This is a genomic window from Hydrogenophaga sp. UC242_50, from assembly GCF_042697355.1.
Taxonomy (GTDB): domain Bacteria; phylum Pseudomonadota; class Gammaproteobacteria; order Burkholderiales; family Burkholderiaceae_C; genus Hydrogenophaga.
Map to the genome: position 1 here is coordinate 1,970,865 of NZ_CP170553.1, position 21,429 is coordinate 1,992,293.

General features: G+C 69.7%; 18 protein-coding genes, 1 tRNA gene and 3 pseudogenes. 7 read left to right on the forward strand and 15 right to left on the reverse strand.

Annotation, left to right across the window (positions count from 1 at the left end; all coding sequences use genetic code 11):
- Positions 1 to 6: 6 nt before the first annotated feature.
- Together ACFJGX_RS10100 and ACFJGX_RS10105 are read right to left on the reverse strand one after the other, a co-directional pair.
- Positions 7 to 993, reverse strand: a complete 987-nt coding sequence (locus ACFJGX_RS10100; RefSeq protein WP_382321589.1) for a Bug family tripartite tricarboxylate transporter substrate binding protein — start codon at positions 991 to 993, stop codon at positions 7 to 9.
- 42 nt (positions 994 to 1,035) lie between these two features.
- Positions 1,036 to 3,022: pseudogene (locus ACFJGX_RS10105) on the reverse strand (acetoacetate--CoA ligase).
- A gap of 138 nt (positions 3,023 to 3,160) precedes the next feature.
- On the opposite strand from ACFJGX_RS10105, the gene ACFJGX_RS10110 reads away from it, so the two are divergent.
- The 3 genes from ACFJGX_RS10110 to ACFJGX_RS10120 are packed head-to-tail and all read left to right on the forward strand — an operon-like array spanning position 3,161 to position 4,641.
- Complete coding sequence (locus ACFJGX_RS10110; RefSeq protein ID WP_382328327.1) at positions 3,161 to 3,709, forward strand: LysR family transcriptional regulator; 549 nt, start codon at positions 3,161 to 3,163, stop codon at positions 3,707 to 3,709.
- Entirely contained in the window at positions 3,688 to 4,110 is a 423-nt protein-coding gene (locus ACFJGX_RS10115) for a LysR substrate-binding domain-containing protein (RefSeq protein ID WP_382321585.1), read from the forward strand. The genes ACFJGX_RS10110 and ACFJGX_RS10115 overlap by 22 nt, the downstream gene beginning before the upstream one ends.
- A gap of 54 nt (positions 4,111 to 4,164) precedes the next feature.
- Positions 4,165 to 4,641: a hypothetical protein gene (locus ACFJGX_RS10120; protein ID WP_291121368.1), complete on the forward strand. Its 477-nt coding sequence runs from the start codon at positions 4,165 to 4,167 to the stop codon at positions 4,639 to 4,641.
- Between the two features lie 180 nt (positions 4,642 to 4,821).
- On the opposite strand, the gene ACFJGX_RS10125 is transcribed toward ACFJGX_RS10120, so the two are convergent.
- Together ACFJGX_RS10125 and ACFJGX_RS10130 are read right to left on the reverse strand one after the other, a co-directional pair.
- A complete protein-coding gene (locus tag ACFJGX_RS10125; protein ID WP_382328329.1) occupies positions 4,822 to 5,142 on the reverse strand; it encodes a VOC family protein in 321 nt (106 codons plus the stop codon).
- Positions 5,143 to 5,249: 107 nt separating this feature from the next.
- Positions 5,250 to 5,780: a DsrE family protein gene (locus ACFJGX_RS10130; RefSeq protein WP_382321579.1), complete on the reverse strand. Its 531-nt coding sequence runs from the start codon at positions 5,778 to 5,780 to the stop codon at positions 5,250 to 5,252.
- Between the two features lie 34 nt (positions 5,781 to 5,814).
- Between ACFJGX_RS10130 and ACFJGX_RS10135 the strand changes: the two genes are divergently transcribed.
- The gene (locus ACFJGX_RS10135) at positions 5,815 to 7,068 is read left to right on the forward strand and encodes a nucleoside recognition domain-containing protein (protein ID WP_382321576.1); all 1,254 of its coding nucleotides are present in this window, start codon (positions 5,815 to 5,817) and stop codon (positions 7,066 to 7,068) included.
- Here the strand turns inward: ACFJGX_RS10135 and aac(3) are convergent.
- From aac(3) to ACFJGX_RS10150, 3 genes and pseudogenes are all read right to left on the reverse strand, one after another.
- Complete coding sequence (aac(3), locus tag ACFJGX_RS10140) at positions 7,050 to 7,886, reverse strand: aminoglycoside 3-N-acetyltransferase (protein WP_382321574.1); 837 nt, start codon at positions 7,884 to 7,886, stop codon at positions 7,050 to 7,052. The two genes, ACFJGX_RS10135 and aac(3), sit on opposite strands and share 19 nt — an antisense overlap.
- Before the next feature lie 12 nt (positions 7,887 to 7,898).
- Positions 7,899 to 7,973, reverse strand: a tRNA-Arg gene (locus tag ACFJGX_RS10145).
- Positions 7,964 to 8,936, reverse strand: a pseudogene (locus tag ACFJGX_RS10150) (LysR substrate-binding domain-containing protein). The gene ACFJGX_RS10145 and the pseudogene ACFJGX_RS10150 overlap by 10 nt, the downstream one beginning before the upstream one ends.
- Positions 8,937 to 9,068: 132 nt before the next feature.
- Between ACFJGX_RS10150 and ACFJGX_RS10155 the strand changes: the two are divergent.
- A pseudogene (locus ACFJGX_RS10155) lies at positions 9,069 to 9,704 on the forward strand (FMN-dependent NADH-azoreductase); the annotation flags it as partial.
- Positions 9,705 to 9,824: 120 nt separating this feature from the next.
- On the opposite strand, the gene ACFJGX_RS10160 reads toward ACFJGX_RS10155, so the two are convergent.
- From ACFJGX_RS10160 to ACFJGX_RS10190, 7 genes are read right to left on the reverse strand one after another with little or no spacing between them, the layout of a single operon-like run.
- A complete protein-coding gene (locus tag ACFJGX_RS10160) occupies positions 9,825 to 13,040 on the reverse strand; it encodes a translocation/assembly module TamB domain-containing protein (RefSeq protein WP_382328331.1) in 3,216 nt (1,071 codons plus the stop codon).
- Positions 12,995 to 13,954 (reverse strand): hypothetical protein, encoded by a 960-nt coding sequence (locus ACFJGX_RS10165; protein WP_382328333.1) that lies wholly within the window; start codon positions 13,952 to 13,954, stop codon positions 12,995 to 12,997. Before ACFJGX_RS10165 ends, ACFJGX_RS10160 begins: the two co-directional genes overlap by 46 nt.
- Positions 13,955 to 13,961: 7 nt before the next feature.
- Positions 13,962 to 15,941 carry an autotransporter assembly complex family protein gene (locus ACFJGX_RS10170; protein WP_382328335.1) on the reverse strand — a complete coding sequence of 660 codons (1,980 nt, stop codon included), beginning with the start codon at positions 15,939 to 15,941 and terminating at the stop codon, positions 13,962 to 13,964.
- A 7-nt stretch (positions 15,942 to 15,948) separates the two neighbouring features.
- Complete coding sequence (locus ACFJGX_RS10175; protein WP_382321565.1) at positions 15,949 to 17,136, reverse strand: VWA domain-containing protein; 1,188 nt, start codon at positions 17,134 to 17,136, stop codon at positions 15,949 to 15,951.
- Positions 17,137 to 17,154: 18 nt separating this feature from the next.
- Positions 17,155 to 17,748: a GNAT family N-acetyltransferase gene (locus ACFJGX_RS10180; protein WP_382154891.1), complete on the reverse strand. Its 594-nt coding sequence runs from the start codon at positions 17,746 to 17,748 to the stop codon at positions 17,155 to 17,157.
- 10 nt (positions 17,749 to 17,758) lie between these two features.
- Positions 17,759 to 17,995, reverse strand: a complete 237-nt coding sequence (locus tag ACFJGX_RS10185) for a hypothetical protein (protein ID WP_382154894.1) — start codon at positions 17,993 to 17,995, stop codon at positions 17,759 to 17,761.
- 7 nt (positions 17,996 to 18,002) lie between these two features.
- The gene (locus tag ACFJGX_RS10190; protein WP_382328337.1) at positions 18,003 to 18,845 is read right to left on the reverse strand and encodes an AAA family ATPase; all 843 of its coding nucleotides are present in this window, start codon (positions 18,843 to 18,845) and stop codon (positions 18,003 to 18,005) included.
- Between the two features lie 118 nt (positions 18,846 to 18,963).
- On the opposite strand from ACFJGX_RS10190, the gene ACFJGX_RS10195 reads away from it, so the two are divergent.
- Positions 18,964 to 19,620, forward strand: coding sequence for a c-type cytochrome (locus ACFJGX_RS10195; RefSeq protein ID WP_382154900.1), 657 nt, complete (start codon positions 18,964 to 18,966; stop codon positions 19,618 to 19,620).
- Positions 19,621 to 19,670: 50 nt separating this feature from the next.
- Here the strand turns inward: ACFJGX_RS10195 and ACFJGX_RS10200 are convergent, their stop codons facing one another.
- Positions 19,671 to 20,105 carry a DUF1841 family protein gene (locus tag ACFJGX_RS10200; protein WP_382154903.1) on the reverse strand — a complete coding sequence of 145 codons (435 nt, stop codon included), beginning with the start codon at positions 20,103 to 20,105 and terminating at the stop codon, positions 19,671 to 19,673.
- Positions 20,106 to 20,185: 80 nt separating this feature from the next.
- Here ACFJGX_RS10200 and pcaF point away from each other — a divergent pair, with 80 nt between their 5' ends.
- Positions 20,186 to 21,388 carry a 3-oxoadipyl-CoA thiolase gene (gene pcaF / locus ACFJGX_RS10205; RefSeq protein WP_382328339.1) on the forward strand — a complete coding sequence of 401 codons (1,203 nt, stop codon included), beginning with the start codon at positions 20,186 to 20,188 and terminating at the stop codon, positions 21,386 to 21,388.
- Positions 21,389 to 21,429: the final 41 nt, after the last annotated feature.

The following is a 21,429-nucleotide window of genomic DNA, read 5'->3' on the forward strand; positions in this document are numbered from 1 at the left end:
CGCGCCTCAGTCGAGGCGCACCCCCGAGGCCTTGACGATCTGGCCCCACTTCACGCGGTCCTGCTGCGCCAGCGTGGCCAGTGCGGCGGGCGTGCTGCCCATCGGGCGGATCGAGAGGCGCTCGAAACGGGCCCTCACTTCGTCGGTCTTGAGCGCGGCGAGTGTTTCCTTGTTGAGCTTGTCGATCACCGCGGCCGGCGTGCCGGCCGGTGCGACCAGACCGAACCAGCTCACGATCTGCAGGCCGGGCAGGCCCGCTTCGGTGGTGGTCGGCACGTCGGGCAGGCTGTCCAGGCGCTCCGGGCCGGCGATGGCGAGCGCGCGCATCTTGCCCGCGCGGATGTGCGGCAGCACGGCGGGCGGGGATTCGATGCCGCCAGTGACCTGGTTGGACAGGATGGCCGTGGCCGACTCGGCGCCGCCTTTGTAGGGCACGTGGACCAGGGTCACACCGGCTTCGCGCTTGAGCAGTTCGGTGGCCAGGTGCGGCGTGGTGCCGTTGCCCGGCGAACTCAGCAGCAGGCTGTCGGGTTTGGCCTTGGCCTGCGCCACGAGTTCGGCCACGTTCTTCACCGGCACCAAGGCGTTGACGGTGACGATCAGCGGCATGTCGCCCACCAGCGAGACCGGGGCGAAGTCCTTGCCGGGCTCGAACCCGAGGCGGGGATACAGCGCCTCGTTGATGCTCAGGATGCTGCCCGTGGCCATGAGCAGCGTGTAGCCGTCGGCGGGGGCCTTGGCCACGTGCTGGCTGCCGATGTTGCCGCCCGCGCCGGCGCGGTTGTCGATCACCACCGGCACGTTCAGCGACTTGCCCAGGGCATCGCCGAGCGTGCGCGCCATCACGTCCACCGGGCCGCCGGGCACGAAGGGCACGACGATGGTGAGCGGCTTGCTCGGGTAGGCCGGCTGGGCGAGCGCGGGCGCGGCGCCGAGGCTCAAAGTGGCGCCCAGGGCGAGGGCCAGGCGGGTGAGTTGGCGGCGTTGCATCATGCTGGTTGTCTCCTGTGTGGGTAGTGGAAAAAGCGAAGGCACTCAGGCGGGCGCGGTGCCCGGCGTGTTGAGTTCGAGGGCGAGCCGCACGAAGAAGTCCAGGCTGCGTGGGTTGACCATGGCGTCGGGGCTGCGCCACCTTCTCCAGCGGGGTGCCCAGCAGCAGCTTGCGCACCGGCACTTCCATCTTCTTGCCGGTGAGGGTGCGCGGAATCTCGTCCACCAGGTAGATCTCGTTCGGCACATGGCGCGCCGAGGCCTTGGTGCGGATCTGCCCGGCGATGGCGGCCTTGAGCGCGTCGTCCAGCACAACGCCCCGCTGCAACACCACGAACAGCGGCAAAAAGGACGGTCGGCCCAGGTACTCGAGGTCGACCACCAGGCTGTCGCGCACCTGCGGCATTTCCTCGACGACGCGGTAGATCTCGGCCGTGCCCATGCGGATGCCGAAGCGGTTGATGGTGCTGTCGGAGCGGCCGTAGATGACGGCGGTGCCGCGCGGCGTGAAGCGGATCCAGTCGCCATGGCGCCAGACGCCGGGGAAGGTGTCGAAGTAGCTCTCGCGGTAGCGCTGGCCGTCGGCGTCGTTCCAGAAGAACAGCGGCATCGAGGGCATGGGTTGCGTGATCACCAGTTCGCCGACCTCGTCCTGCACCGGCTGGCCCGCCTCGTTGAAGGACTGGGCCGCCACGCCGAGCTCGGCGCACTGGATCTCGCCCGCCACCACGGGCAGGCCCGGCGCGCAGGCCACGAAGCCCGAGGCGATGTCGGTGCCACCGCTGATCGAGGCCAGCCAGAGGTCGCTTTTCACCGCGCCGTAGACCCAGTGGTAGGCGTCGATGGACAGCGGCGAGCCGGTCGAGTTGATCGCGCGCAGCGCCGGCAGGGCGGCGAAGTCGCGTGGGCGCAGGCCGCGCTTCATGCAGTTCATGAGGAAGGCCGCGCCACAGCCGAACAGCGTGACGCCGTGCCGGTCCATGAAGCGCCAGAGCGCCTCGTCGTCGGGCCAGGCGGGGTTGCCGTCGTAGAGCACGGTGGTGGCGCCGGTGAGCAGGCCGCCGATCTGCAGGTTCCAGACGATCCAGCCGGTGCCGCCGAGGAACAGCATGCGGTCGCCTTCGCGCAGGTCGTGCTGCAGCGCGAGCGTCTTGAGGTGGGTGAGCACCACGCCGCCGTGGCCGTGCACCATGGCCTTGGGCAGGCCGGTGGTGCCGGAGGAATAGACGATCCACAGCGGGTGGTCGAAGGGCAGGCGCTCGAAGCGCAGCTCGGCGTGTGCGTGCTGTTGCATCGCGCCGTCCCATGCCAGGCGGTCGCGCCACGCCACGGCGCGTTCATTCGCCAGCGGGCCGGGCAGGTGCACCACGGTGCGCACGCTGGGCAGGCGCTCGAGCAACTGGTCCACGGTGTCGTGGCGGTCGTGCACCTTGCCGTTGTAGCGGTAGCTGTCGGTGGCCAGCAGCACCTTGGGTTCGATCTGGCTCAGGCGGTCGAACACCACCGAGGGGCCCATGTCGGGCGCGCAACTCGACCAGATGGCACCCAGGCTGGCGCAGGCCAGGAAGGCCGCCACGGTCTCGGCCTGGTTCGGCAGGTAGGACGCCACGCGGTCGCCCGGCTGCACGCCGTGATCCCGCAGGGTGGCCGCGAAGGCCGCGGTCATCTGGCGCAGCGCCGCCCAGGACACCTCGCGCGCTTCCTCGCCTTCGGTGCGCACCACCAGCGCGGGGCGCTGGGCGCTGGCCTGCCGGAAGACGTGCTCCGTGTAGTTCAGCCGCGTGTTCGGAAACCAGCGCGCGCCGGGCATCTCGCGGCTCGCGAGCACGGGTTCGGGTGAACCGTCGGCCAGCACCTCGAAGTGGTCCCAGATGCTGCGCCAGAAGGTGTCCAGGTGCTGCACCGACCATTGCCACAGCGCCGCATAGCTGTCGAAGCGCAGGCCGTGCTGCTCGGCGAGCCAGCGCTCGTAGCGCGCCAGGCGGCTGGCGCCGATGTCGTCCGCGCTCGGGGTCCACAGTGTGTCGTGGATGGCGGCGGCGTCGTCCGCGGTGGGGGCCGTCGTGGAATGCGTGCTCACGTCTTGTCTCCTGTTCGAAGCCGCCACGGTACGCAAAGAGAGCTTCGATCGCTAGACGCATGGACGATGTAAGTGCTATACACATCACGTATGAAGACGACCTACGACCGACTCGAACTGCTCGACACCTTCCAGCACATCAGCGAGGCGCGCTCGCTGAGCAAGGCGGCGCGGCAACTGGGCACCACGCAGCCCACGGTGAGCCGGCGCCTGGTGGAGCTCGAATCCCTGCTGGGCTGCAAGCTGGTGAACCGCACCACCTCCACCTTCTCGCTGACCGACGAGGGCCAGACGCTGCTGCTGGAGGCGCGCGACCTGGGCGAGCGATGGGCCGGTCTGTCCGACCGGCTGCAGGGCCGCCAGAGCCGGCCCGAGGGAACCCTGCGCGTGATTGGTCCGGCGGGCTACGGCGCCAGTTTCCTGACCGACGCGCTCACCGGCCTGATGGCGGAGCACCCCCGGCTGCGCGTGGAACTGGCGCTGGCCGAGCGCTACACCGACCTCTCGGCCACGGGGGCGGAGTGCTGCGTTTTCGTGGGCGAGGTGCCCGACCAGGACATCGTCTGCCGCACGCTGGGCACGATGGAGCGCGTGCTGGTGGCGCAACGCCTGCGCTGGTGGAGCGCATCGGCCCGGTGACGCTGGCGCGCCTGCCTCGGCTGCCCTTCATCGGGCTGGCCGCGCACGTGGTGGGCACGGTGCAGCTCGTGCGCCGCAGCGATGGCGCCGCGCGCATGGTCACGCTGAACACGCCCTTTCGCACGCCGAGCCTGCCCGCGAGTTACCGGGCCATCCTCAACGGCGTGGGCATCGGATCGGCCGCCCCCTGGATGTGCCGTGAAGACATCGCCGCCGGCCGGCTGGTGCGTGTGCTGCCGCAGTGGGCGCTCGCGCCCGTGGGCATCCACGTGGCTTTGTTGCCAGGCCGCCACCGCCCCGCGCGCGTGACGGCTTTCATCGACGCGATCCGCGCACAGCTGCTGCTGCAGGAAGGCTTCGTGGCCGCGCCGGTGGCGCCACCGGCGGCCGGCAGGCGGTAACAGCTGTTGCGATTGCTTGTGCGCCAGGCCTGCACAGGGCCGTATGCTCTCGCCATGCCGAACACCACCGACCTCACCCTGTCCTCACCGCCTTCCTTGTTGCCTGGGCGCCGCCGGCTGCTGGCCACCGCTGCCGCCGGCGCGGCCGGCCTGCTCGCGGCGGGCTGCTCGGTCCTGCCTTCGGGCTCCAGCCGTCCGCCGCTGGCCGACGCCAGCTACCGGCTCGCGGTGGCGAACCACATCTACCGCCGCTACCCGGACCGCATCTACCGGGGCAAGCTGCCGCCGATGCTGTACGCCATCGGGGTGATGGAGCTCGAAATCGACCGCAGCGGCGGCGTGGACGCGGTGCGCTGGTTGCGCGGACCGAGCCACGCGCCGGAGGTGATGGCGGAGATCGACCGCCTCGTGCGGCAGGCCGCGCCGTTCCCCAACCCACCGGGCTGGGGCCGCGTGCGCAGCGTCGACACCTGGCTGTGGGACCGCAGTGGCCGCTTCCAGCTCGACACCCTGAGCGAAGGCCAGCTCTGACCGGCTCTGGCCGGTTCAGCGAACCGGCCACCCCACTTGATGGTGGCCTGCAGCCCGGGTGCCGCCTCGGTCACGGCTTCGCCATTTCCCTCGGCCCGCCGTTGATGCCCCAGGGCGTGCCGAAACGGTCGGTCACCATGCCGAAGGTGTCGGCCCAGAAGGTTTCGGACAGCGGCATGGTCACCTTGCCGCCGTCCGCCAGGGCCTTGAAGACGCGCTCGGCCTCGGCCACAGTGGGGAAGGTGATGGCATCATGCAGCCCTGGATGCCCGCGAAGGGCACGCCGGGCGGCGCGTCGCCGGCCATGAGGGCGAAGTCCGGGTGCACCAGGTAAGCGTGCATGATGAGCTTGGCGTTCTCGGGCGGCACCGGTTCGCCGCCGGGCATCTCGCCATAGGTGATGAGGGCCTCGAGCTTGGCGTTGAACAGCTTGGCATAGAACTGCATCGCCTCGGCGCAGTTGCCGTTGTAGGACAGGTAGGCACTGAGTTGCGTCGACATGGGGATCTCCTGAAGGGTGGATGAAGGGGGCTTGCCACCTGACGACGTGCCAGGCGCGGCCGTTTCGACATCGGCCGGCGCCGCGCGACGAACGGCGGGTGCGCCGTTCAGCGAATCTCCTCCACCGACAGCTTTTTGTCCACCACCGTGGGTGTGACCAGCGCGTAGCCCTGGTTCTGCCAGTGCACCAGCTCGGTGATGGCCGAGGGCGTCACCTCCACGAAGGGCTGCATGTCGGCCGCGGTGTAGCCGAAGTCCTGCAGCGCCAGCCCGCAGACCTTGAACTTCACGCCCAGTTCGGTGTAGTAGCGCATGCGCTGCACCACCTCTTCGTACTTCGCCTCGTTCTTCTTCGCCAGCGCCACGAGTTCGGTGCCGTGCAGCAGCACGATCACGCTCATGTCCTCGTTGAAGAAGCTGTAGGGCGCTTCGGTGAGCGGGTTCACGAACGAGCGCAGCCAGTACAGCGCGGCGCCCAGCTTGGCCGGGTGGTCGAGGTAGATGTCGAACAGGGCCTTGGGGTTCTTGTAGGGCGTCTGCACGAACCTGGCCTGGGCCTGCACCGAGGGGGCCGACAGGGCCCATGCCAGACCGAGGGCGCAGAAGAACGAACGGCGGGGGTGGTTGATCGATTGCATGGACAGGTCTCCGTGGGCGCTACCATCGCTCTCCATGGCGCTGAACTGGGTCTGGGTCGGTTTCTTCATCGTGGCTTTCGCCACCGCCGTCGCGCGTTGGCTGCTGGGTGAGCAGGGCATCTTACAAGCGCTGTTGACGGCCATGTTCGATGGCGCGCGCTCGGGTTTCGAGATCTCGCTCGGCCTGGCCGGTGTGATGGCGCTGTGGCTGGGGCTCATGCGCGTGGGCGAGCGCGCCGGCATGATCGAGCTGCTCGCCCGCCTCGCCGGGCCGCTGCTGCGCCGCCTCTTTCCCGCCGTGCCGCAAGGCCACCCGGCGCAGGGCGCGATGACCATGAACATCTCGGCCAACCTGCTGGGCCTGGACAACGCGGCCACACCGCTGGGCCTGAAAGCCATGCGCGAACTGCAGACGCTCAACACCGAAGCACCCGGCACGGCGAGCAACGCGCAGATCATGTTCGTGGTGATGAACACGGCGGGCCTCACGCTGATCCCCACTTCGGTGATCGCCATCCGCCAGAGCGTCGCGCTCAAGCAGGGCCTGGGCGCGGGCTTCAACGCGGCGGACATTTTTCTGCCCACGCTGCTGGTCACCTTCACCTCGCTGCTCGCGGGGGTGCTGGCGGTGGCCGTGTGCCAGCGCCTGCCGCTGTGGCGCGCGCGGTTCCTGCTGCCGGTGCTGGCGGTGGCCGGCCTGCTCGCGGCGGCCGTGACCGCGCTGGCCCGCCTGCCGGCCGAACAGGCCGCGCGCGTGGCCGGCACCACCGGCGCGGCGGTGATCCTGAGCGTGGTGATGCTGTTCGTGCTGGCCGGGGCCTGGAAGCGCCTGAACGTGTACGACGCCTTCATCGACGGTGCCAAGGAAGGCTTTGGCGTGGCGATCCAGATCGTGCCCTACCTCATCGCGATCCTGATCGCCATCGGCGTGTTCCGCGCCGCCGGTTGCATGGACTTCCTGCTCTCGGGCATCGGCGCGATGGTGGCCGCGATGGGCTGGAACACCGACTTCCTGCCCGCGCTGCCGGTGGGCCTGATGAAGGTGCTGTCGGGCGCGGGCGCGCGCGGGCTGATGATCGACGTGATGCAGACGCACGGCGTGGACTCGTTCGCGGGCCGGCTCGCGGCCATCGTGCAGGGCTCGACCGAAACCACCTTCTACGTGCTCGCGGTGTACTTCGGCAGCGTGGGCATCCAGCACGCGCGGCACGCGCTGGCCTGTGCGCTGTTCGCCGATGCGGTGGGGCTGGCCGCCGCGATCGGCGTGGGTTACCTCATGCTGCGCTGAGCCTGCTCGCCAAAGCGCTGTTCGAGCCAGGCCTTGCCGAAGCGCACGAGGTCCCGTGCATCGAACAGGTGGCAGTCGGCCTGGCCCACACGGCCCGTGCGGTGGCGGCCTTCGGCCACGTAGGCCCGCGCGATGGTCTCCACCGCGTCCAGGGCGCCGTCTTGCGCGAAGCCGTCCAGGATGCCGTTGGTGTCGAACTCCTCGGCCGCGCGCCAGACCTTGCGGCCTTGGTCGTCGAGCACCGGTTGTTCGTAGCGCACGCGGCGCTTGTTCGGGATGTCGGCCAGGGTCTCGGCGTGGTGCAGCACCGTCACCGCGTCCAGGGGCGCACCGAGCAGCAGCACCTGGCCGCCCAGTTGCACGAAGCGGTCCAGCGGTGAACCGGGTCCGTAGCCCTCCTGGAGCGAATGGGGCGCGACCAACTCGTCCGCCTTCGCGCCCAGGGCGGCCATGTTGGCGTCGGGGTGCGCGCTGCGCCGCACGCCGGGTGTGTGGCAGATGAAGGCATTGAGCAGGCCGAAACTGCGTTCGGTGCCGGCGCTGGCCGGGTCGAATGCCGGCCAGGCCTCGCGCGCGGCGGCGCCCAGCGTGGCGCCGTTCAGGGTCTCTTCGTAGGGGGAGCGGTCCCAGGACACATAGGCCATGAGCGTGCCGCCCGGGCCGATGCTCTCCTGCAGCGCCCGCACGACCTGCGGGGCGCCGCCGGCCACCGGCCCGATGGCCTTGAGCGAGGCGTGCACCATGACCACGTCGCCCGCGGCCAGGCCCAGGCGGCGCAGCTGATGGACGAGTTCGCCGCCGGGCAGCGGTTCGGACATGGTGGCTCGAGGTGGTACCACCAACAGGAATCGAACCTGTATCTAGCGCTTAGGAGGCGCTCGTTCTATCCATTGAACTATGGCGGCGAAAAAGAGCCCGCATTGTACGGGGCGGGCTGCAGCCGGGACGCCCCCTCGCGGCGCTGCAGCTTGCCGCACACGGGCACGTATTCGGCCAGGAAATCGAGAAAGCTGCGCACCGCGGGCGAGAGGCCCCGGCGCGAGGGAAACACCGCATGCACCACACCCACCGGCGTGGACCAGTCGGGCAGCAGGCGCACCAGCTGGCCGCTGCGCAGTTCGTCCTCGCACATGTAGTCGGGCAGCCAGCACATGCCGCTGCCGCCGAGCACGGCGAGCTTGAGGGTGAGCAGGTCGTCGGCGATGTAGCGGGGGGTGAACTGCAGCACGGCCTCGCGCCCTTCGGGGCTGGTCAGGCGGATGCTGGTCTTGCCCTCGGTGGCGGACATGGCCGACGCTGTCGAGCCGGCCGGCTTCCTCCAGCGTGGTGGGCGTGCCCTGGCGCGCCAGCAGCGCCGGGCTGGCCACCAGCACCGAGCGCGCGTCGTCCAGCCGCTTGACGATCAGGCTGCCGCTTTCCTCCAGCGTGAGTCGCACGCGCAGCGCCACGTCCACGCCGTCCTTCACGAGATCGACCACGCGGTTGTTGACCTCCATCTCCACGCGCACCTGCGGGTGCCGCGCGAGGTAGATCGGCATCACGCCGCCCAGCACGGTCTGCGCCAGCGTGACGGGGCAGACCACGCGGATGGTGCCGCGCGGCTCGGTTTGCGCGTGGGCCACGGCGTCGGCGGCGGCCTGGGCGGATTCGCGCAGGACCTGGCAGTGGCGCAGGTAGGTCTCGCCCACATCGGTCAGCGAGAGCTTGCGCGTGGTGCGTTGCAACAGCCGCACGCCCAACTGCGCCTCCAGCCCGGCGATGCGGCGCGACAGGCGCGACTTGGGCAGGCCCAGCGCGCGGCCGGCGGCCGCGAAACCGCCGTGTTCCACCACCTCGGCGAACAGGATCATGTCATTCAGGTCTTGCATGGCGTTTCCCGTTGATTGTCCTGATTATGGAACGATATGTCGTAAGAATGCCGTCTTATCAAGTATTGGCATCGAAATCACAATCTATCCATGGTCACCTGGCGTGGCTTTCAACTTTTTCAGGAGATTTCCATGCAACTGCTTCACATCGATTCCGCGATCACCGGCGACCAGTCGGTTTCCCGTCAACTGACCGCCCAGACCGTGGCGACCTGGGTGGCGGCCCATCCCGGCACGCAAGTGCAGCACCTGGATCTGGCGGTCAACGCGCCGGCCCACCTGAGCGCCGACGCGCTGGGCTTTCGCACCGGCCAGGCCGCCGCCACCGAGGCGCAACGCCAGGAAAACGCCGTCTCCGAAGCGCTGGTGAGCCAGTTTCTGGCGGCCGACGTGGTGGTGATCGGTGCCCCTCTGTACAACTTCACCATCCCGACCCAGCTCAAGGCCTGGATCGACCGCGTGGCCCAGGGTGGCCGCACCTTCAAGTACACCGAGCAGGGCCCGGTGGGCCTGGCCGGTGGCAAGACGGTGATCGTGGTGCTCAGCCGCGGCGGCGTGTACTCCACCAGCGAAGGGGGCCGCGCCATGGAGCACCAGGAAACCTACCTGCAGACGGTGCTGGGCTTCTTCGGCATCACCGATGTGCGCTTCGTGCGCGCCGAAGGTGTGGCGATGGGCCCGGATGCCAAGGCCCAGGGTCTGGCGACGGCCGAGAGCGAGATCCGCGCGCACGTTGCGGAAGCCGCCAACCAGCCGGCGGTGGCGCAAGGTCGCCTGAGGCCTTTCCGGCGCGAAGTGATGAAGTCCGGAACACCGCGGAGCTGGCTCTGCCAGGCCGCAGGTGTTGCCCCCTGAAAGGGGGGACGCGCCCACGGCGCGGCGCGGGGGTCAGTCAAATGTCGTCGTGAAGATCAGGTCGATGGCGTTCTCTTCACCCGCCCGCGCGCGCACCGTGACGCGCCGCGAGAGGTCGTAGAACATCGAGACCGTGCCCATGGCCCCGGCCAGGCTGGCTTCGTAGGTCAGGTAGAGCTTGTTGGACAGGCGCTTGCCCAGCGTGAGCGCGGCCGACGAGGTGGTGCCATCGGCGTTGGTGGAGCTGCCGGCAAAGGACAGCTCGTCCAGACCGAAGGCGCTGGCCAGGCCGCCGTCCAGGTTGCCACCGTTGCGCGAGAGCAGGGCCAGCGCGGCCTGCTGCAGCACGGCGGCTTCGGCCCCGGCGCCGCTGGCCGGGCGCCCCAGCACCAGCCAGGCGAGCTTCTCGCTGTCGGGCAGTTCGGGGTCGGAGAACAGGCGCACGCGCGGCAACTGCGCCGAGCCGCTGATGAGCACACCCACGCGCTGCGTGGTGTTGGGGCGCACGGCGGAGATGTCCAGCGTGGGGTTGTCGTAAGGCCCGTTGAAGCGCAACACGCCGGTTTCGATGTCGAGCCGCTGGCCGTAGGCCCGGTAGGTACCGCGCTCCGTGCGCACCTCGCCCAGCACGCGCGGCGCGGGCGAAGTGGGGGTGCTGCGCACATTGAGCTGGCCGGTCAGGCGCGTCTGCAGGCCCTGGCCGCGCACCTCGAAGTTGTTGCCCAGGTTCAGGTCCACCAGCACATCGGGTTGCACACGGAAGGCGTTCGGGTCTTCCAGCGGCCGCTCGGTGCCACGCACCACCACGTCCGCGCCGAGGCTGGGGGTGGACTCGTCGGGCAGCACGAAACGGGCCTCATCGGCCGTGAGCTGGCCGCGCAGCTGCAGCGTCGTGCCCGCCAGCTCGGCCTGCAACTGGCCCGAGAGCGTGAGCATGCGGTCGGCGCGGGTGGACACGCGCAGTTTCGTGGCGGTGGCCTGCAGGCTGATGTAGGGCTGGCGGCGCGGCTGGCCGTTCACCGTGACGGTGCGCCACTCGGTGCTGCCGGTGGCCAGCAGCGTGCCGCCGTTCTGCACGCCACCCAGGCCCTGCAGGTAAAAACGGTCGATGGTGATGCGTTCGCCCGCGAGCGTGGCGCGCAGCTGCCCGCGCGAGAAGGCGATGCCATTGACCAGCGAGCGCAGGGCCAGGTCGTCGGCGTTGAGCGAGCCGTTGAGCAGGGGTTTGTCGCGCGTGCCGCCCAGCGTGAGATCGGCGCCCAGGGAGCCGCGCACGCGCCAGCCGGGCGGCGCCAGCGCGGACCACACGCCCACCTGAGGCAGGCTGGCCTTGAGAGTGCCGCGCAAGGGCGCCTGCTCGGCCCAGTGCCAGGCGGGCTCGGCGGCGTTGGGCGGGCTCAGCGTGGTGCTCACGTCGGCGCTGGCCTGGCCCAGGCGCTCGCTGTCCCAGCGCAGGCGCGCCAGCACATTGCTGCCCTGGGTTTCCACGTCCAGCTGGGCTTCGCGGATGCCGGTCTGCAGGCGCTGGGTGGAGGCGGTGTTCTCGTCGAAGGCGCCGTCGGTCTGCACCGAGAGGTCGCCGCTGCGCCGGCGCAGCTGCGCCGCCAGGCGGGGCGGTGCGCTGGGGTCGGCCGGCAGGGTGAGGTCCCATGAGCCGTCGAACACCACGTCGCCGCCCAGGCCGGATTCGCTCAGCGGGCCGTGGCGCGCGCCCTCGGGCGTGGCGAGGGCATCCACCCAGGACAGCGGCAGGTGGCTGAGCTGGCCGCGCGTGTCGAGCGCGCCGGCCCGCCAGGTGATGCGTTCCCAGGCCAGCGTCATGGGGGTGGTGACGGTGGGCGTGGCGGCGGCCGCGGCCGCGGCAGCGGCCGACACGGCCACCGGGGACGCGGGCGCCGCGCGGCGGCGGAACACGGGCTGCAGCCGCAGCTGGCCGGCGTCGGCCTGCACCTGCAGCGTATCGCCGCGCGCGCCCTGCCATTGCACGCCCAGCGCGTTGGTGCTCTCCAGCGTCCATTCCACGGTGCGGTCGGGCCGCGCGCTGTCGGTGGCCTGCAGTTTCAGCCGGCTGAGTTCCAGGCGGCCGGTGTCGATGTCGGGCTGGCGGGCGTTGCCCAGTTGCAGCACGCCCTGGGTGTCGAGGGCGGCGCGCCAGGGGCCTTGTTCGGCCCGGCCGGCCAGGGTGAGGGCCAGGCGCTCGGGCGGGCCGTTGGCCTGCAGCTGGAGCGCGCTGAGAAGGATGTCCTGCGCCCTGGTGGGGTTGGCCGGATCGCCGGTGCGCACCTCGCGCGCGATGCGCAGGCGCGGCGCGTCCAGGCCGAGCTGCAGGCGCAGCGGGGCGGCCTGGGTGGCGCCGGCCGCCGGCGGCGGGTAGCCCAGCACGCCCAGACCACCTTGCCAGTCGGCGTTGAGCCGGGCGCTGCCTTCGGCCTGCAGGCCCGGCTGGCCGTCCAGCGCGGTGCGGATCGACGGGCCCACGATGGGCAGGGTCTGCAGGCTGCTCACCCAGGCCAGCACGCGGCTGGCGTCGTCCAGGTTGAGGTCCAGGTCGCCGCTGCTTTGGGCGTGCGCGGCCTTGCCCTTCCAGCGGGCCTGCGCACCGGGCAGCTGCAGCGCGAACTGGCCGTCGAAGCTGCGTGCCAGGGTATCGAGCGTGCCCTGGCCGTCCAGCGTGGCGTCGGCCACGCCCAGGCGGGCCTGGCGCAGGTCGAGCACGCCTTGCGTGGCGCTGTCGGCGCTGGGGCGCCAGCGGCCTTTCACATCGAGTTCGCGCAGCCGCAGGCCGGCCAGGGCGCCGCCCCGGGGTTGCGTGCCCGACGGCTGGATGCGCGCGCCCAGGTCGATGGCGGTGTCGACCGTGCGCGCCGTGACGGTGCCGTCGAGCGCGGCGGGGGCGATGCTGCTCCAGAGCTGGGCCGGGTTGATGCGGCGGGCCTGGATCTCGCCCTGCCACTGGCCCAGCGGCGAGGGCTGCGCGCCGCTGGCGGGTTCCCACTGGCCCTGGCCCTGCACACGGCCGCCGCCGAGCTGCGCGTCCAGTTGCGTCAGCGTCCAGCGCGCACCGCGCTGTTCGAGCGCGGCCTCGATCCGGTCGAGCGGCAGGCGCTGCCGGTCGGCCGGCCCGCTGGCGGCGTTGGTGAGCTTCAGCTCGGCGCGCCAGGCCTCGCCCTGGGGCTGGGCCTTCACCGTGCCGCTGAGCAGCGTCACCGGCGCCTGCGGCCAGAAGGCGGCGAGGTCGATGCGGGCCATGGTGGCGTCGGCGGTCTCGATCGGCTGCGGCCACCATGGGCGCAGGCGGGCCTGGGCATCCAGCGTGGGGGCCTGGGCCGGGTCGATGCCTCCGGTGGCCTTGACGCTGGCGCTGGCGTCGAGCGCGGCGTCGGTGGTCGGCGCAGCACGCCGGTGAGCTTGGCGATGACCTGCAGCGTCACGGGCTCACCGCCCGGCACGGTGGTGCGCACCTCACCGCTGGCGTCCACGCGCAGGGGCATCGGGGCTTGCGCGCCCAGCACCGCCTTGGCCTGGTAGCGGCCGCCGGCCACCTCCACGCTGTCCAGGTCGAACTGGTGCGCGTCGGTCACGCCGAGGTTCCAGGCGCGGTCGGCCGTGCGGTAGCGGTACTGGCCTTTCAGGCCGCTGAGGGTGAGCGGCGATTCGCCAGCCAGCACCAGTTCACCGATCGACCAGGGCAGGGTGACCGGCAGGGGCAGGGTAATGGGTTGCAGAGGCTCGGGTGGGGCCGATGGCGTGGGCGGGCGCTGGTCGTCGATCTGCAGGCGGCCGATGTCGAGCTGCGACAGGCGCACGCCGCGCCCGAGCACGGCGTCGGCCCAGAACCAGTTGCTCAGGCCGATGCGCGTGTCGCTGGCCTGCACGCTCAGGCCGTCGCGCGCCCATTGCAACTGCGTGATCTGGCCGCCTCGCAGCAGGCTGCCCTGCACACCGGCCACTTCCAGCGTGCCGGCCTGCGGCCCCTGCCGGGCCATGAACGATTGACCCCAGCCGATGGCCTGGGCCAGCGAGCCGGGCGAGGCGGCCCACAGGCCGACGCCGAGCAGGACCAGCAACACCAGCACCGCCAGGCCGCCGAACACCCAGCGCACCACGCGGCCGATGCGCGAGGGCGGGGGGGCGATGCGGTCGGGATCGTTGTCGCTGTTCATGCGCCGATCAGAACGTGAAGCCCACATTGAGGTGGATGCGGAAACGCCTGACCTCCAGGCCATAGGCCAGGTCCAGCTGGAGCGGGCCGACCGGGCTGTTGTAGCGGATGCCGGTGCCCACACCCCACACCGGCTTGAGGTCGCCGGCCTTGTTGGCGATGGCGCCGCCGTCGATGAAGAGCACGTTTTCCCAGTTGGAGCGTTGGTCGGCGTTGAAGATGGGGCGCTGCCACTCCAGGCTCACCACCCCTTTGTAGCGGCCGGGCCCAATGCTGCCGTCGGCGCGCGGCACACCGATGTCGCGCAGGCCGTAGCCGCGCACGGTGTTGTCGCCGCCGGTGATGAACAGCTGCGTGTCCGGAATGGGGGCCGAGTCGCGCGCCACCACCGCACCGCCTTCCACGCGCAAGGCCAGGCGGCCCAGCTGCGTGCGCCGCGACGGCGTGCTCACGTCGCGCGGCTGGCCGGGCACCGGGTCGGCGGCCCGGGCGATCGCACCGAGTTGCCAGTAGGTGAGCCAGCGCGCCTGCGTGCGGGTGAAGGGCTGGCGGCTGCTGCCCAGCGTGTAGCCCACCCCCAGTTCCACCGCGAGGCCATAGCCGCGGTTGGGAAACACCTGGTCGTCAAAGCGGCGCCGCGTCCACGCGTAGTTGGCGCTGACGGCGGACCTGGCTTCCTGCTGCGCCGCGGCGGACAGCAGGCTGCTCTTCACATGGGCGCGGTCGTACTGCAGGTAGAAGCTGCGGTCGTATTCGACGCCCAGCTGCGTCTGGCCCACGCGCAGGCGCTGGCTGCTGGTGGTGGTGAAGTCGTCGAGCTGTTTGGCCAGCTGCGCGCCGGCGATCTTGCGCCAGCCGTCGTCGTTCGGGATCGAGCTCCAGTCGGTGCTGGCGAGCTGGTCGTCGCGCTCCAGCTGCAGCTTGCTGACCGCGCGCCAGCCGATGCCGGGCACGCTGTTGTGCGTGTGTTCCAGCGACAGGCGAGCGCCGTTGTCGGTGCTGCCGCCAATGCCGATCACGACCTTCTGCCGCTTGCTCTCGCGCAGCTGCACCATCACCGGCAGGGTCTGTCCGTCGGTCGAGGTCTCGGCGTAGACGAAAACCGAGTCGTAGTAGCCGCTCTCGGCGATGCGGCGTTGCGCGTCCTGCAGTTTCTCGAGGTCGTAGTCGCTACCGGGCGTGAGGCCGGTCAGGCGCACCAGGCGCTCGGCGGTCACGGCGTCGTAGCGCTCGGCCCCTTGCACCACCACCTCGCCCATGCGCATGGGTTTGCCCGAATCGAGTTCGATGTAGAGCCGGGCCTGGTGCGCCTGGGTGTCGATGTCGGCCAGGCTGTTCTGCATCCGGCCCGAGGGGTAGCGCTGGGCGATCAGCCGCCGCAGCGCGGCGGTCTTGGCGCGGTCCCAGTCGGCCTGCGAGAAGGGCAGGCCGGTGATCAGGCCGGCCTCGCGTTCGATGTCGGCGCGCTGCGCCTCGGCCTCGGGCGCGGTGGCGATGTCGCCCACGAAGGACACCGTGACCGAGGCCACCTGCGTGACCGGGCCGGGATCGACCTTCACGGTGATGGTGCCCAGCGAGGCGGGGCTGGTGGTGCGATCACCATCGCTCGTGGCGGCGGCCACCTCGCCCAGCCCGGGGGGCGGGATCACCTCGACCTGGGGCGAGAAATGGCCGAGCGTGGCCAGCAGTTCGCGCACGTTGGCCGGTGCCTGGGCCAGCAGGCGGCTCAGTTCGTTGGCTTCGAGGCTGCGCAGTTCGCGGTAGCGCTGCACCTCCATGTGGCGCAACAGGAAGTCGCGCATGGCCTCGCTGGGCGCCTGCATGTCGATCTCGAAGCGCGCGCCGGCTGGCGTGCGCGCCTCGCGCGGCGGACGCGGCACGTCGGCATCCGTGTCGTCCTGGGCGCGGGTGGCGAGCGGCCACAGCAGGGTCGCGCACAGCAGGAAAGGCCATGCCCGGCGGGCATGGCCAGGAAAGGAAAAAGTCATTCGGCCGTTATTTCGAGAGCAGGCGCATCGTGTCTTCGAGCCCCTTCAAGGTCAGCGGGTACATGCGCTGGCCCATCAGTTGCTGAATCACGCTGATGCTCTGTCGATACTGCCACACCCCTTGGGGTTCCGGGTTGATCCACGCAAACTTCGGAAACGCGTGCGTGAGGCGCTGCAGCCACTCGGCGCCGGCCTCCTCGTTGTTGTATTCCACGCTGCCGCCAGGTTGCAATATTTCGTAAGGACTCATCGTGGCATCGCCGACGAAGATGAGTTTGTAGTCCTTGTTGTACTTGCGGATGATGTCCCAGGTCGGGAACTTCTCCGCGTAGCGGCGGCGGTTGTTCTTCCACATGAAGTCGTAGACGCAGTTGTGGAAGTAGTAGAACTCCAGGTGCTTGAACTCGCTCTTGACCGCCGAGAACAGCTCCTCCACGCGCTGGATGTGTTCGTCCATGGTGCCGCCCACGTCCATGAGCAGCAGCACCTTCACGTTGTTGTGCCGCTCCGGGATCATCTTGATGTCCAGGTAGCCGGCGTTCGCGGCGGTGGCGCGGATGGTGTCGGGCAGGTCCAGCTCGAGGTCGTTGCCTTCGCGCGCGAACTTGCGCAGGCGGCGCAGCGCCACCTTGATGTTGCGCGTGCCCAGTTCCTGCGTGTCGTCGTAGTCGCGGTAGGCTCGCTGCTCCCACACCTTCACGGCGGTCTTGTTGCCGCCCTTGCCACCGATGCGGATGCCCTGCGGGTTCTGCCCGCTGTGGCCGAACGGCGAGGTGCCGCCGGTGCCGATCCACTTGCTGCCACCCTCGTGGCGTTCCTTCTGCTCTTCGAGGCGCTTGCGCAGCGTCTCCATGAGCTCGTCCCAGTCCATCTTGGGCGCGTTGGCCTTCTGCTCTTCGGAGAGGATGCGCTCCATCTCCTGGCGCAGCCAGTCGGCCGGGATCGGCTTGGTGAAGTCCGCGATCATCTCCACGCCCTTGAAGTAGGCGGCGAAGGCGCGGTCGAATTTGTCGTAGTGCTTCTCGTCCTTCACCAGCGCGGTGCGCGCCAGGAAGTAGAAGTCGTCCATGGAGCAGGCCTCGGGGTTGCGCGGTCCCACCACGTCGGCCTGCAGCGCTTCGAGCAGCGTCAGGTACTCTTTGACGGAGACCGGCAGCTTGGCCGAACGCAGGGTGTAGAAGAAATCGATCAGCATGGCGATCTCCCGGGTTCGTCAGGCGTGCATGTCCCGCAGGTACAGCAGCTGGGCCTTGGCCTCGGGCCATTCGCCCGACCGCATGCTGTACATCACCGTGTCGCGGATGGTGCCGTCGCGGCGCAGGGCGTGGCCGCGGATGACGCCGTCCTTTTTCGCGCCCAGCCGCTCGATCGCGCGCTGCGAGGCGAAGTTGTAATTGTCGGTGCGCCAGCCCACCACGTGGCAGCCCAGCGTGTCGAAGGCGTGGCCCATCATGAGCAGCTTGCACGTGGTGTTCACGTGGGTGCGCTGCACGCTCTGGGCGTACCAGGTGTAGCCGATCTCCACCCGCTTCACCGCCGGCAGGATGTCGTGGTAGCTGGTGCTGCCCAGCACCCGGCCGCTGGCCTCGTCGGTCACGGCGAAGGCAAAGCGGTGGCCCTCGGCGCGCATCTGCAGCGCGGTTTCGATGTAGGCGCGCGTCTGCCCGGGCTCGGGCACCGAGGTGATGCGCAGCTTCCAGAGCTCGCCGTCGGCGGCGGCCGCGCGCAGCCCCTGCTCGTGGTCCAGCGCGAGCGGCACCAGGGCAAGGCCGTTGGCGCGCAGGGTGAGGGGTTCGACGAAGGCCATGGCGTGGACATCAGGGTGAGGGAGGCGGTGGCGGCGCGATCAGGCGCCGTGCCACCAGCTTGCCGACGCCGCAGCCCAGGGCGATCAGGCCCAGGCCGGCCATCTCGCGCCAGCCGAAGGCATCGGGCGCGGCGAAGAAGTCCAGGCCCAGCTGCTTGCCCAGGGCCCAGCCGGCCAGCGAGCCGATGACGAAGCCCGACGCATCGGCCAGGCCTTCCTTGAATGCATTGCGGGTCTGCTTGTCCATGGTGGGCTCAGCGGTTGCGCTGGTTCATGAAGACCAGCTTCTCGAAGAGCGTGGTGTCCTGCTCGTTCTTGAGCAGCGCGCCCACCAGCGGCGGCACGCTGACCTTGCTGTCGGCGCTCTGCAGGGCTTCGAGCGGGATGTCCTCTGCCATCAGGAGCTTGAGCCAGTCCAGCAGCTCGGAGGTGCTGGGCTTCTTCTTCAGACCGGGCAGGTTGCGCACGTCGTAGAAGGTCTTCATGGCCGCGGCCAGCAGTTCCTTCTTGAGCTTGGGGAAGTGCACGTCCACGATGCGCTGCATGGTCTCGGCGTCGGGGAACTTGATGTAGTGGAAGAAGCAGCGGCGCAGGAAGGCGTCGGGCAGTTCCTTCTCGTTGTTGGAGGTGATGAACACCAGCGGGCGGTGCTTGGCGCGGATCATCTCGTGCGTCTCGTAGCAGTAGAACTCCATGCGGTCGAGTTCGCGCAGCAGGTCGTTGGGGAACTCGATGTCGGCCTTGTCGATTTCGTCGATCAGCAGCGCGACCGGCTCGTCCGCCGTGAAGGCCTGCCACAGCACGCCCTTGACGATGTAGTTGTGGATGTCCTTCACGCGCTCGTCGCCCAGCTGCGAATCGCGCAGGCGGCTCACCGCGTCGTACTCGTACAGGCCCTGTTGCGCCTTGGTGGTGCTCTTGATGTGCCACTGCAGCAGCGGCAGCTCGAGCGCCCCGGCCACTTCCTCGGCGAGCATGGTCTTGCCGGTGCCAGGCTCGCCCTTGACGAGCAGCGGGCGCTTGAGGGTGATGGCGGCGTTCACCGCCAGCATCAGGTCTTGCGTGGCAACGTAATTCTCGGAACCTTGGAATTTCATGAAAAAGCGCCTTGTGCGAAGGTTGGCGGGGGTGTGGCCGGGGCTGAGGACCAGTCTATATAATCAGGGGTTGATTTTCTCAGCCGGTTCCATTCATTGTGCTTGCAAAATGATTCCAATGTTGTCCACGATCGCCCGCACCCTTGTCGCCGCTGCGACCCTCTCCGTCGCTCTCGCTGCCCAGGCCCAGGGCGTCACGGGTGATGTGCAAGCCGGCCACAAGAAGGCCGAAATGTGCATCGGTTGCCACGGCATCGTCGGCTACCAGAACAGCTTCCCCGAGATCCACAAGGTCCCCAAGATCTCGGGCCAGTCGGACAAGTACATCGTGGCGGCGCTCCACGCCTACAAGAAGGGCGACCGCAAGCACCCCACCATGCGCGGCATCGCGGGCTCGCTGAGCGAGCAGGACATGGCCGATCTGGGCGCCTACTACGCGTCGCAGGCCGACAAGGCCGCCCCCGAAGCGCCCCGCACCGCCAGCACCGCGGCCGCCGCGCTGATCGAGAAGGGCGCCTGCGCCTCCTGCCACGGCGCCAACTTCAGCAAGCCGATCGACCCGAGCTACCCCAAGATCGGCGGCCAGCACGCCGACTACCTGTTCTTCGCGCTCAAGGCCTACACGGTCGAAGGCAACAACATGATCGGCCGCTCCAACGGCATCATGGCCGGCATCGCCAAGCAGTACACCCCGGCCGAAATGCGCGAGATCGCCAAGTACCTGTCCACGGTGGACGGTGAACTCAAGGTCGTGCCGCAATCGCGCTTCCGCTGACCTGCCGCCACCCATCAAGAAAGCCGCTCATCGAGCGGCTTTTTTTGTGGTCAGTCCCGCGTGGCCCTGCGCCGCACCGCGTCGATGTAGGCCTGCCCGTCGGGTGGCCGGCCCGCGCGCTGGCTTTCCCAGAGCATGCTGCCCAGGCACTCCATCACCTCGTGGTGCGCCACATGCAGGTCGCCGCGCCGCGCGGCCAGCAGCTCCACCGCCTGGCGGATGCCCGGGGGCTGGTCGATGCTGCATTGCTCGCTGATGGACAGGTGCATGGACAGGTGCAGGAAGGGGTTGTCGCGGCCGCTGTCGGGCTCGCCCAGGCGCGCCAGGGCCGCGTCCACGTCGGACAGTTCGGCGTGGTACTCGCTGTGCTCGGCGATCCATTGGCCGGCCAGGGTTTCGATGGCCTCCATGGGTTGTTGCAGCAACTGTTTCTGGTGAACGGCGCAGAAGAAGCGCCGCACGTCGGCTTGGGATGGGCTGAACATGGTGCGGGGATTCTCCCGCATGCCGCGCACCCCTGCGCCCGGCTTGGGTACAGTCGCAGGTTGACCTGAGGAGAACACACATGAACCAAGCCTTCATCTGCGACGCGATTCGCACCCCCTTCGGCCGCTACGGCGGCGCCCTCTCCAGCGTGCGTGCCGACGACCTCGGTGCGATCCCGCTCAAGGCGCTGATGCAGCGCAACCCCGGCGTGGACTGGGCCGCCGTGGCCGACATCCTCTTTGGCTGCGCCAACCAGGCCGGCGAAGACAACCGCAACGTCGCGCGCATGGCCGGCCTGCTCGCCGGCCTGCCGCTGGAGCTGCCCGGCGCCACCATCAACCGCCTGTGCGGCTCCGGCCTGGACGCCGTGGGCTCGGCCGCGCGCACCATCAAGGCCGGTGAAGCCGGCCTGATGATCGCCGGCGGCGTGGAGAGCATGAGCCGCGCGCCCTTCGTGATGCCCAAGGCCGAGAGCGCCTTCAGCCGCGCCAACGCGGTCTACGACACCACCATCGGCTGGCGCTTCGTCAACAAGCTCATGAAGGCCCAGTACGGCGTGGACTCCATGCCCGAGACGGCCGAGAACGTGGCGACCGATTACAAGATCGAGCGCGAGGCGCAGGACCGCATGGCGCTGGCCAGCCAGCTCAAGGCCGTGGCCGCGCAGAAGGCGGGCCACCTCGCGCGCGAGATCACGCCGGTGACCATCGCGCAGAAGAAGGGCGATCCGCTGGTGGTGGACAAGGACGAACACCCGCGCGAGACCAGCCTGGAAGCGCTGGCCAAGCTCAAGGGCGTGGTGCGCCCCGATGGCACGGTGACGGCAGGCAACGCCAGTGGCGTGAACGACGGCGCCTGCGCGCTGCTGCTGGCCGACGAGGCCACGGCGGCGAAGAACGGCCTGACGCCCAAGGCGCGCATCGTGGGCATGGCCACGGCCGGCGTGGCGCCGCGCGTGATGGGCATTGGCCCGGCGCCGGCCACACAGAAGGTGCTGGCGCTCACCGGGCTGAAGCTGGAGCAGCTGGACGTGATCGAGCTCAACGAGGCCTTTGCCGCGCAGGGCCTGGCGGTGCTGCGCATGCTGGGGCTCAAGGACGACGACGAGCGCGTGAACGCCTGGGGCGGTGCGATCGCATTGGGCCACCCGCTGGGCGCCAGCGGCGCGCGGCTGGCGACCACGGCGGTCAACCGCCTGCACGCCACCGGTGGCCGCTACGCGCTGTGCACCATGTGCATTGGCGTGGGCCAGGGCATCGCGCTCGTGATCGAAAAGGTCTGAGGGCGAGCCCGCCGCCGGGCCGCCCCAAGGCCGGGCTCAGC

What these genes read in the sequence shown, in the direction of transcription:
- ACFJGX_RS10185 (WP_382154894.1), bottom strand. Translation starts at nt 17,995, where the DNA reads ATGGACAAGCAGACCCGCAATGCATTCAAGGAAGGCCTGGCCGATGCG.
- ACFJGX_RS10135 (WP_382321576.1), top strand. Translation starts at nt 5,815, where the DNA reads ATGGCGCTGAACTGGGTCTGGGTCGGTTTCTTCATCGTGGCTTTCGCC.
- ACFJGX_RS10120 (WP_291121368.1), top strand. Translation starts at nt 4,165, where the DNA reads ATGCCGAACACCACCGACCTCACCCTGTCCTCACCGCCTTCCTTGTTG.
- ACFJGX_RS10170 (WP_382328335.1), bottom strand. Translation starts at nt 15,941, where the DNA reads ATGACTTTTTCCTTTCCTGGCCATGCCCGCCGGGCATGGCCTTTCCTG.
- ACFJGX_RS10100 (WP_382321589.1), bottom strand. Translation starts at nt 993, where the DNA reads ATGATGCAACGCCGCCAACTCACCCGCCTGGCCCTCGCCCTGGGCGCC.
- ACFJGX_RS10190 (WP_382328337.1), bottom strand. Translation starts at nt 18,845, where the DNA reads ATGAAATTCCAAGGTTCCGAGAATTACGTTGCCACGCAAGACCTGATG.
- ACFJGX_RS10180 (WP_382154891.1), bottom strand. Translation starts at nt 17,748, where the DNA reads ATGGCCTTCGTCGAACCCCTCACCCTGCGCGCCAACGGCCTTGCCCTG.
- pcaF (WP_382328339.1), top strand. Translation starts at nt 20,186, where the DNA reads ATGAACCAAGCCTTCATCTGCGACGCGATTCGCACCCCCTTCGGCCGC.
- ACFJGX_RS10200 (WP_382154903.1), bottom strand. Translation starts at nt 20,105, where the DNA reads ATGTTCAGCCCATCCCAAGCCGACGTGCGGCGCTTCTTCTGCGCCGTT.
- ACFJGX_RS10195 (WP_382154900.1), top strand. Translation starts at nt 18,964, where the DNA reads ATGTTGTCCACGATCGCCCGCACCCTTGTCGCCGCTGCGACCCTCTCC.
- ACFJGX_RS10130 (WP_382321579.1), bottom strand. Translation starts at nt 5,780, where the DNA reads ATGCAATCGATCAACCACCCCCGCCGTTCGTTCTTCTGCGCCCTCGGT.
- ACFJGX_RS10165 (WP_382328333.1), bottom strand. Translation starts at nt 13,954, where the DNA reads ATGAACAGCGACAACGATCCCGACCGCATCGCCCCCCCGCCCTCGCGC.
- ACFJGX_RS10110 (WP_382328327.1), top strand. Translation starts at nt 3,161, where the DNA reads ATGAAGACGACCTACGACCGACTCGAACTGCTCGACACCTTCCAGCAC.
- ACFJGX_RS10125 (WP_382328329.1), bottom strand. Translation starts at nt 5,142, where the DNA reads ATGTCGACGCAACTCAGTGCCTACCTGTCCTACAACGGCAACTGCGCC.
- ACFJGX_RS10160 (WP_382328331.1), bottom strand. Translation starts at nt 13,040, where the DNA reads ATGGCCCGCATCGACCTCGCCGCCTTCTGGCCGCAGGCGCCGGTGACG.
- ACFJGX_RS10175 (WP_382321565.1), bottom strand. Translation starts at nt 17,136, where the DNA reads ATGCTGATCGATTTCTTCTACACCCTGCGTTCGGCCAAGCTGCCGGTC.